Here is a 3166-nt window from a genome sequence, read left to right on the forward strand (position 1 = left end):
CTTTAATTTGCTCTAATGATGTTGTGGTATTCATTGATCACACCTTAGTTGTTTAGGTTGCAATCAAGTATGCCGGATGGTTTTTACTTATTTGCGCTATCTTGCCGTAAGGTCACCAAAAGTTTAATGACAAAGCACGAAGTGCTTACATTCCTTTTGCGCAAGGTGAGATGAGCCAGTTTAGCTGTTGCTGAGGGACTCGCCTACTTAACTGAGGGAGTATGGCTTAGCAGCTGTGAAGTCGCTCCCTTCACCTTGTGATCTAATGTACGAAAACTAACTATAGGATTGTGCGATAACTCCGGGATCATCTGGGAATGTACGGGATTGAGTGAGACACTATTTTAAACTTGGTTTCACATTATGTGAATAACCCCTAACTAGAACTGTTAGATTCGATAATAGGGCTCAATCAGATCTAACGGCCGCTCATGAGCTACGAGCGGACTGTTGAAACACTCTACTCAGCAACTTCGTTGTTAGGAGTCGGGTGAATTTGCTTGTTAGATTTTCTGTGAATTAAGTCACAGATTTTACTCATGTAATCATTTGCAGATAACCTGAATTCTTCTAACTTGTTGGACAGTGCATCAAGATCATCCGAATTTAATGATTTTTCTCTATGTTTTGAAGCAAACACACTAACTTGTTTCACCAACTCACCAGTTTTCTCTGAAGTGTCTGTATTAATCTCTCTAGCATAAATGGCAGCAAGAGATTTTACCCTGCTCTGTAAAATAAATGCTTCTTGCCCCATATCTTGATGGCCGAGATATTCTCTTACATGCTCGACAGTTGCACCTTTCTTGACCATTTCAATGACATCGCAATGCTTAACATAAAGTCGAAGATACATTTCCATTAACAGACCGTGAAGCTCCTCCAGCTTTTCAACCGACTTTTCACGTTTACGAATTTCCGCTTCAAACTCAGATTTAAATGTGGCAAGTGCTTTTGTAAAGGAAACTTCAACGAGCAATTTGGCAATAAATGCACTTGTAGAAATCAGAACTGTACTACCACCTAATATTTTTATCCATTCGTATATTTGCTCCATATGCCCTCTGTAAATCAATATTTCTTATGTCCGCTTCTAGCTCATACCCGAATAAGCTACTAAACATTATGAAAGTCAGCGGCGCGCTGAAATTTGCGCCGCCTTTTGGTTTAGTTAATAGACGCAGCTTTTTCAGCTTGACCATTTCTATACTGCGATTGAGTCACTATAGCTGTATCAATCAAATGCTGTAAAGCGTCCTCAACATCATCAAGCGAATTGCAGCCATATGAATTTAAAAAACCAGCTATATATTGTAGCGCTATTTGCTCTTGTTCTTCCTTTATTAGCATGTTGCTTGTCCTTCATTATTACACCCTTCAAATAAGTCGCCCTGAGCATCACCATATAGGATCATGTTTTTGGTTCTGATCACCGTATAAACCCATTGAACTGAGCAGCCAAATTTTTTGGCAAGTTCACGGTGGTTATTGCCTCTAAACTCAGCCCACATTTGATTACTCTTTAGCATTGCATCTAACTTGCGGCCTTTACATACATAAACATACTCACCGCCAAACGTTGTACGAACGGTGTCTATAACATCTAGACCCAATTTCGTAGCGGCATCATCACCCAATGCTTCCTTAGTTCCTTCGGCTACCAGTTCTAGAATTGTAAATAGCATGCCTTCAGCACGTTCAGAGGCTTTGCCCAATTCCACATGATCTAAATTAGACATTACGCACCCCACTATATTTACCCAGCATTTGGCCTGTAAAGTTCAACGCTGCTTCTAACTGTTCAACATTACAACGTTGAAACTTGCCGCTATAGTCAAATACATATCGCTGGGCTGCCACTTGTTCTTCCTTATATAAAGGAAGCGCTTTTAAATCAGGCGCAAGTTCATCCATATCTTTTGCCATTACCCTTACATACCAACTTTTGAGTTGTTCAATTAGCACATTGAGCATTTTTGGCTGTAGCCATTCCAAACGCTCAATGGCCACATTCTTATTCAAACGCTTCGCCTGACTTTTAGACCATTGCAACAATGCTTGTTCAGACCCTTCCTTTATATAGCCGCGATATTTCATCGCAATCCAAAGTTGGCGCAGTTTGTCGAGCTGAGTTTTATCGTCTTTATCGCGGGTAATTGGCGAGTTTTTGCCACTACGCTTTTTGGTAACAACCTTAAAGCCGTTTTCTTTCATGTCATCCAAAACTCTTTTAAGCTCTGTAACATTCATATCCTTACAGCTTTCTTTGCCAGTCAGTTTTTGCAGCACTGAGCGGTATAAGTCATCATCCCACCCCAGTTGCCCTTGGCCTACATGTATCAATTGAATGTAGCGTGATTTACTCATTTTCATAGTTACCACCTATAAAGACTTGCTAACTAAAGGAATATGAACCCAACCACCTTGGGCATTTCGCTCATAAAAGCGAACATATGTTTTAGTGCTTGATAAAATGATTGCATCATCTAGTGCTTGCATGGCCTTGGCCCAATCTTCACTATCACTAGCAAGTCGATACTTACGTAAAGCCATGATCCGCGCTTTGTTATAATTACCGTCACTATTGGTACTAAATGCATCTTGCACTATTTGCCGTAAAAGCTTGTCTTCGCCCAGTGTTTCAAGCTTTTCATTTATTACCTTGTCAATAAGCTCTTTAGCTACATTAATCTCAGGTCCAAAGGTGATCTGATCCGCCACACCTACTTCCACTTTGCGCTTAACGTCATAACTGGTGAGTGACACATTGCCTTTAGTGCCGCCTATTTCTACATCATAATTCGCGTATAAATCTGCGATAAAGGAATTAACCCCTTTAAAAACCTTACGTTTAAACTCATCGTGTAACTCAGACAGTGCCTTTGCTTCATCAACAAAACCATTTACTAAGTCATGTTTTACAACATCATGAGCCGCTATTTTTTCAATCGGCACTTGATAGCCACGAGGATTTGCTAAAAATGTTCGTTCTGTATTCATTGTTCAACTCCTACGACCTAGCTTGAATTGCTTGAAATTTATGAAATTTATGAAATTTATCGCCCTGACACTTAGGGCAAACCGTTACGCCTTCGCCAACCCAGCCACAGCCATTTGTTAAACAGCGCAAACCTGTTGGTTCTGCGATCACTACGATTTCACGCTG

General features: G+C 40.4%; 5 protein-coding genes. All 5 read right to left on the minus strand.

Translation table 11 applies throughout. The features are described from left to right. Positions 1-460 precede the first annotated feature (460 nt). The 5 genes from HC733_RS21785 to HC733_RS21805 all read right to left on the minus strand — a co-directional run bounded on the left by HC733_RS21785 (position 461) and on the right by HC733_RS21805 (position 3000). On the minus strand, positions 461-1057 hold the full coding sequence (locus HC733_RS21785; protein ID WP_190367077.1) for a hypothetical protein: 597 nt from the start codon (positions 1055-1057) through the stop codon (positions 461-463). 110 nt (positions 1058-1167) lie between these two features. Next, the gene (locus HC733_RS21790; RefSeq protein WP_190367078.1) at positions 1168-1350 is read right to left on the minus strand and encodes a hypothetical protein; all 183 of its coding nucleotides are present in this window, start codon (positions 1348-1350) and stop codon (positions 1168-1170) included. Then, positions 1344-1739: a Mor transcription activator family protein gene (locus tag HC733_RS21795; protein ID WP_190367079.1), complete on the minus strand. Its 396-nt coding sequence runs from the start codon at positions 1737-1739 to the stop codon at positions 1344-1346. Before HC733_RS21795 ends, HC733_RS21790 begins: the two co-directional genes overlap by 7 nt. Continuing rightward, positions 1732-2373, minus strand: coding sequence for a gp16 family protein (locus HC733_RS21800; RefSeq protein WP_190367080.1), 642 nt, complete (start codon positions 2371-2373; stop codon positions 1732-1734). The genes HC733_RS21795 and HC733_RS21800 overlap by 8 nt, the downstream gene beginning before the upstream one ends. Positions 2374-2382: 9 nt before the next feature. Continuing rightward, the gene (locus HC733_RS21805; RefSeq protein ID WP_190367081.1) at positions 2383-3000 is read right to left on the minus strand and encodes a DUF3164 family protein; all 618 of its coding nucleotides are present in this window, start codon (positions 2998-3000) and stop codon (positions 2383-2385) included. Between the last annotated feature and the right edge of the window lie 166 nt (positions 3001-3166).

The sequence above is a fragment of the Pseudoalteromonas sp. S16_S37 genome, assembly GCF_014694405.1.
Classification (GTDB): Bacteria; Pseudomonadota; Gammaproteobacteria; order Enterobacterales; family Alteromonadaceae; genus Pseudoalteromonas.